Origin of the sequence: Curtobacterium sp. MCPF17_046, assembly GCF_003224295.1 — a bacterium.
GTDB lineage: Bacteria > Actinomycetota > Actinomycetes > Actinomycetales > Microbacteriaceae > Curtobacterium.
Window position 1 is genome coordinate 49,477 of sequence record NZ_QKLB01000020.1, and the last position, 6,951, is coordinate 56,427.

A 6,951-nucleotide genomic window follows, 5' to 3' on the forward strand; every position below is an offset into this window, starting at 1 on the left:
CCCGTCACGCCGCCGCCGGTAGGCTCTCCTCCCGTGGCACTCACCATCGGAATCGTCGGTCTCCCGAACGTCGGCAAGTCGACCCTGTTCAACGCCCTGACCAAGAACCAGGTGCTCGCGGCCAACTACCCGTTCGCCACCATCGAGCCGAACGTCGGGGTGGTGAACCTGCCGGACCCGCGTCTCGACCAGCTCGCGGAGCTGTTCGGCTCGGAGAAGACCGTGCCCGCGCCGGTGTCGTTCGTCGACATCGCCGGCATCGTCAAGGGTGCGAGCGAGGGTGAGGGGCTCGGCAACAAGTTCCTCGCCAACATCCGCGAAGCCGACGCCATCGCGCAGGTCGTCCGCGGCTTCACCGACGACGACGTCGTGCACGTGGCGAACAAGGTCTCGCCGGCGGACGACCTCGAGGTCATCAACACCGAGCTGATCCTCGCCGACATGGAGACCATCGACAAGGCGCTCCCGCGGTACGAGAAGATGCTCAAGCTGAAGCAGGCCGAGCCGATCGTGCTCGAGACCGCCCGCGACGCCCGTGCCGAGCTCGAGAAGGGCGTGCTGCTCTCCGCGACCTCGATCGACCTCGAGCCGATCAAGGAGCTCGGGCTGCTCAGCGCCAAGCCCTTCATCTTCGTGTTCAACGTCGACGAGGCGATCCTGACCGACGAGGCCCGCAAGGCCGAGCTCGCCGCCCTCGTCGCCCCGGCGAACGCGGTGTTCCTCGACGCCCAGGTGGAGTCCGAGCTCATCGACCTCGACCCCGCGGACGCCGCGGAGCTCCTCGAGTCGACCGGTCAGACCGAGTCCGGTCTCGACCAGCTCGCGCGCATCGGGTTCGAGACGCTCGGGCTGCAGACGTACCTGACTGCCGGTCCGAAGGAGTCGCGTGCGTGGACGATCGGCAAGGGGTGGAAGGCTCCCCAGGCTGCCGGTGTGATCCACACGGACTTCGAGAAGGGCTTCATCAAGGCGGAGGTCATCTCGTTCGACGACCTCATCGCCACCGGCTCCATCGCCGAGGCCCGTGCGCAGGGGAAGGCCCGCATCGAGGGCAAGGACTACGTCATGCAGGACGGCGACGTGGTGGAGTTCCGCTTCAACAACTGAGGCCCGGTGTCCTGCCCGCACCCGTGGTGCTCGTCGCCACCGGTGGGTACGGTGGAGCCGTCGCGCGCGATGCGCGGCGGGTCGGCAACCCGGCCCGGGGAAGCAACACGGGGGAGTGCCGGTCATGACCGAATTCGTCGAGGTGCCACTGCTCCCGCAGTCGGATTCGTCCAACGGTGGGAAGTTCACGTACTCCACCGCGTCGGCACTGCAGTCGAAGCTCCTGGCAGAAGCAGCTCGGCTCGAAGGGCAGGCTGGATCCCGGGCCTCGTACGTCTCGACGGCGAAGCACGACTTCGAGGGCCACTTCTCGGAGTTGTTCGCCACGAACGCCACCACGGCGTCGCAGGACGCGTCGAACCTCGCCAGTGCCCTCCGCACGGTCGCCGGGTACGTCGGCAAGATGATCGCGGCCGGTCACGAGGAGGACGCCCGCCGCAAGGAGAACAACGAGTGGGTCCACCGGCACAACAACAAGGACTTCGGCGACCAGTTCCACGACTTCTGGTTCGGTGAGGACGAGCGTCCGAACGTCGATCCCGGACCGGCCCCGACCTTCCCTGCTGCCCAGGCCTCGACCGGCTCCCGCCAGACCCCGGCTCCCGGTGGCGGTGGAGGCGGAGGGGGAGGTGGTACTTCCTCTGCGCGGCCGGAGGACCTGCGGTCCTTCGCAACCGGATCCCGCGGGCTCGACGACGCCCTCGCGGCGACCCCGGGCGGCATCGAGGCGGCGCTCGCCGACTTCGCGAGCGACTGTTCATGGGGCCACATCGATGCGGCCGGAGTGGTGGGCGCCTACCGCCGGTACCTCAGCGCGAACGCCGAGGACGCCTCCTGGGCCGACACGATCGCCGCCGCCTTCGAGGCCGCCGGCGGCGCCGGGGCGGTCTCGACCCTGAGCGACGCAGCGCTCGGCGCGGCACTGCAGGCGGCCGGCGTCTCGGCGAGCCGTTCGAGCCTCCAGATCGACCCGCCGACCGCGGCGGGTGCGATGCCCACCAGCGGGTACGCGAACGACCCGGTGAACACGTCGACCGGCAACTTCCTCGAGCCGGAGACGGACTTGGCCTTCGTCGGGGCATCCGGCCTGGCCTTGACGCGCATGTACAACTCGATGCCGTCCGCGCTCGGGACGCCGGGGGTGTTCGGACCGGGATGGGCATCGGTCCTCGACCAGGCGCTCCTGCTGTCCGACACCGGTGCCCGCTGGGTCCGGGACGACGGGCGAGCAGTGGACTACCCGCGCGACGGTGACGGCTTCGGTCGTGCTGTCGGCGAGAACTCCTGGCTGCACCGGGAGCCGGGCGAGGGTCCCGACGGGGCCCGTCTCGTCGTGCGCGACAACCAGGGCGGGTGGTGGGCGTTCGACCCGACCGGTCGCTGGCTCGCGTCCGGACGTGGGCACGGCGAGACCACCACGGTCAGCCGTGACGGTTCGGGTGCCGTCATCCGCCTCGAGCACGAGTTCGGCCGGAACCTCGAGGTGGAGTACGTCGGCGGGCGCGTGGCCGTGGTCCGTGCGTCGGACGGACGCCGGATGGAGTACGGGTACGAGAACGGGTACCTCGGCCGCGTGACCGGTGCACTCGGGACACGGACGTACCGGTGGAACGAGGACGGCCTCATCGCCGCTGTCGTCTCGGCCGCCGGCGTGGTCGAGGCCGAGAACACCTATGACGAGCAAGGACGTGTCGTCCTGCAGGTGTCCCAGTACGGGCGGCGCACGAGGTTCGCCTACCTCCCCGGTCGCGTGACCGCTGTGTCGGACGAGGACGGCACCCGGTCGAACTCGTGGATCGCGGACGCGAAGGGACGCCTGGTCGGGATGCTCGACTCCGCCGACCAGCGGCAGTCGATGACGTACGACGCTTCGGGCAACCTGGTCTCGTCCACGCGTCGAGACGGGTCCGTCACGGTCCACGCCCACGACGAGCGCGGTCGGCGGACGCGCACGGTCACCGCCGAGGGTGCGGACCTGACCTGGGGGTACGACGCGCAGGACCGGGTCACCACCTTCGTCACCGCGTCGGGATCGGTCATCAGCTACGAGTACCCCGATGACGTGTCGCGGAACCCGTCGGTCATCCACGACGCCCTCGGTGGGCGCACCGAACTGGAGTGGGATCGCGGTCGGCTGCTCAGGGTCGTCGACCCGACCGGCGTGCCGCTGCACTTCGCGTACGACCGGGCCGGTGACCTCGTCGCGATCCGGAACGCCTCGGGGGAGACGTCCCGGACCGAGCGCGACGCCGCGGGACGTCCGACCGCTGCCGTCAGTCCGTCGGGTGCGCGCACCGAGTACCGGTACGACGGAGCGGGGCTGCTCGTGCAGCGGACCGACGCGGACGGTGCGGAGTGGCGGTTCGAGCACGACCCTGCGGGACGGCCCACGGCGGTCGTGGACCCGACGGGCGCGCGGACCCGGTTCGAGTACGGAGCGAACGGCGAGCTCGTCCGCACCACCGATGCGCTCGGCAGGACCGTCGAGCGCGAGTTCGACGACCTGGGCAACGTGGCCGCGGTCGTGCTCCCGGGTGGCGGGAGGTGGGCGTTCGCGCACGATGCGCTCTCGCGGCTCACGAGCGTCATGGACCCCGCTGGCGGCACCTGGTCGCGCGAGTACGACGTGGCCGGGAACCTGACGGCGAGCATCGACCCGACCGGACTCCGGACCTCGGCGACGACGGAGCGCGACACCGGCACCGTCACGATCGCCGACGCCTTCGCCCGCACCACGGTCCGCTTCGACGAGTACGGCCGCCCGGTGCGGGTCGAGGCCGAGGACGGCTCGGCCGAACTCGTCACCTACGACGCGGCGGGCAACGCGGTCGAACTCGTCGACGGCGAGGGCGGCTTGACGACGCTCGAACGCGATCCGGCCGGTCGGGTCGTCGCCGTCGTGGCGGCCTCCGGCGCGACCACGGCGTACGAGTACGACGCGTGCGGTCGCCCGTGGCGGACCACCGACCCGGTCGGCGGGGTCACGGAACTCGTCTGGGACGCCGATCAGCGTCTCGTCGCCAGGACGTTCCCGACGGGCGAGTCCGAGCACTTCGAGTACGACGCGGTCGGACGCCTCACGGTGCAGCGGGTGCCCGGGGTCGGGACCACGCGGTTCGAGTACGACCGGGTCGGGCGGCTCGTCGCGACCCGGGGCCCCGCCTTCGGTACGCGTCGCTTCACCTACGACGCCGTCGGGCAGCTCGTCCGCACGGTGAACGGGGTCGGTGGCGTCACCTCGTACGACCACGACGACCTCGGGCGGGTCACCCGGGTCACGGGGCCCACCGGCGCCGTCACCGAGTACCAGTACGACGACCTCGGCCAGGTCACCGGCATCACCGACCCCCTCACGCGCCGAACGGTCCTCCGGTACGACGCGGCAGGTCGACCGATCTCGCGGACGGATGCGGACGGCCGCACCACCACGTGGACGCACGACGCGTCCGGGCGGCCGGTCAGCACCTCGGTCGACGGTCGGCTGGTGTCGGTCGTCGAGCACGACGCCGCCCGGCGTCGGGTCGTCGTGCACGACCACACGCGCGACGACGGCAGGGTCGTCGACCACGAACTGCGCTTCGACGGTCGTGGTCTGCTCACCTCCCGGACCCGGGACGGCTGGGGCATGACCTGGGAGTACGGACCGGACGGCGAGCGCATCGCGTCGACCGACACGAACGGCGTGCGGACGACGTGGACGCGTGACGCAGCCGGACGGGCGGTCGCCGTCGAGCACCCGGGACTCGGCCGTGTCGAGTTCGACCGCGACGCGAGCGGTCGGTGCATCGCCGCGCGTGCCGGTGGGCACGTGCAGAGCTGGGCCTTCCACGACGGGTTCATGACCCGGCACACGGGCGGGAGCGGTGCGACCCTCGTCGAGCGTGACGACCACGGGAGGGTCTCCCGGGTCACCCGGCAGGGCCCGGACGACGGCCCGGCCCGTGTGACCACGGTCGAGTACGACGCCGCGGGGCAACTCGTCGCGGTGGAGACGGACGCGGGCCGGTCGACGTGGGAGTACGACCTCGGCGGACGCCTCGTCGCGGAGTCCGGCCCCGACGGCACGACGACACACGAGTACGACGCAGCGGGGCAGATCCGTTCGACGGAGCACCCCGACGGGTCGCGCAGCGAGTACCTGCACGACGCCCTCGGGCGGCGCGTGGCCGTCACCGACCCGGACGGGGCGAGGACCGAGTACGGCTGGGGCACGATCGGTCGTCTGGCCGAGCTCGTGCACCGTCCCGTCCCCGGCACGAGCGACCACCCCGCGACGGAACACCGCCTGTGGGTCGACGCACTCGGCGAACTCGCGGAGGTCGACGACGCGTCGGTCTGGTGGGACACGGCCGCCGCCGTACCGACCCTCGTGGCGGTGGGAGGCGAGCGGGTGCTCGGGCTGCCCGCAGGGCTCACCGCGGTCGGGACGACCTGGACCACCGACCAGTGGCGTGGAGCACGGGCGACGGACGTCGGCGATCCCTGGGCGGTCACCGGGACCGTCGGCTCGTCGACCGCCGCGTCCGGGTTCCCGGACGACATCGGGGTCACGGCGACGGGTGGGCTCGTCGTCGCGGGCCTCGAGTGGCTCGGTGCGCGCGTGTACGACCCGACCGCCCGGGGCTTCCTGTCCGCTGATCCGCTGCCCCCGGTCATCGGCGCCGGGTGGGACGGCAACCCCTACGCGTACGCGGGCAACGACCCGCTCGGGGCCGTCGACCCGACCGGACTCCGCCCGCTCACCGACGCAGAACTGAAGGCGTACGACAGCTCGGCATCGCGCGGCGCGTTCGCTGCCGCCGGTGACTTCTTCGCCGACAACTGGGAGTACTTCGCCGGGGGTGCCATGGTCGTCGCCGGCGGCGTGCTCATGGCGACCGGTGTGGGCGGCCCGGCGGGGATGATGCTGATCAGCGCCGGAGCCGACACGATCATCCAGAAGGCCACGACGGGCGAGGTCGACTGGGGCGAGGTCGCGCTCAGCGGCGCCCTCGGCGGGTTCGGCGGTGCGGGCATCGCAGCCCGGGCGGGACTGACCGGGATGAAGGCGTCGGTCGTCGCGGGTGCCAGCTCCGGCGGGATCGGTGGCGGCGTCCAGGGAGCGTACGGCTACTACACGGGGCCGGGCCCGCACTCGGTCACCGGAGCGCTCTCCGCCACGGGCCAGGGTGCGCTCGCGGGGACCGTCACCGGTGGCGCCGGTGGAGCCGTGGGCCAGAAGGTCAGCGAGGGCATCATGGGTGCGGTGACGCGGAACGCCTCCGCCGACACGGCGGTCATGGGGCGCAGCATGGAGTACCGCGTCCATCCCTACGGAGCTGCGCACGGGTACTCCTCGTACGAGGCGCTGCCGTCCCGGGTCTACGACTGGACAGAGGCGCACCTCCCCACGTCGGTCCACGAGCGGGTGCACCTCTGGGCGAACGAGAAATGGGTGGACTACCAGAAGATGCAGGGCAAGGACATCGTCGACATCGGCGCTCCGGACGAAGCGTTGCGCCCAGCAGGGGTCGATCCACTCGGACCGAGCGCGTACTACGACATGGAGCAGAGCCGGGTGGCCGGGTACTCCGGGTACTCCCAGGACCCCCAGCCGAGTTGGGACCTGCGATGACGTCACCGACCTCGTCGCGCGCTCCGGAGCCGGGCCCACCGGAGACGCGGTACTTCCGCGTCGCAGGACGACCGCAACGCCGGTTCCTGTTCACGGCCGGCGTCACCACGTGGGAGGTGTCGAGCGGCGCAGGGACCTCGTTCGTGGTGGACACTGCAGGACTGCGCGACGCGCTCGGCATCACCCCCGGCGGTTCCCGGAACGACGAGCAGCACTGCCGGTCCCGAGCC

At 71.6% G+C, this 6,951-nt stretch carries 3 protein-coding genes; all 3 read left to right on the top strand.

From position 1 onward, the window contains the following. The first annotated feature begins 33 nt into the window (after nucleotides 1–33). Complete coding sequence (ychF, locus tag DEJ32_RS14650) at nucleotides 34–1,107, top strand: redox-regulated ATPase YchF (RefSeq protein ID WP_110823645.1); 1,074 nt, start codon at nucleotides 34–36, stop codon at nucleotides 1,105–1,107. 124 nt (nucleotides 1,108–1,231) lie between these two features. Continuing rightward, entirely contained in the window at nucleotides 1,232–6,721 is a 5,490-nt protein-coding gene (locus DEJ32_RS14655; protein ID WP_110901801.1) for a DUF6531 domain-containing protein, read from the top strand. Further along, nucleotides 6,718–6,951 (top strand): hypothetical protein (locus DEJ32_RS16420; RefSeq protein WP_220033039.1); only part of this gene is annotated, 234 nt, incomplete at its 3' end. The genes DEJ32_RS14655 and DEJ32_RS16420, both read left to right, overlap by 4 nt.

Coding starts and splice junctions, on each gene's coding strand:
- DEJ32_RS14655 (WP_110901801.1), top strand. CDS start 1,232: ATGACCGAATTCGTCGAGGTGCCACTGCTCCCGCAGTCGGATTCGTCC.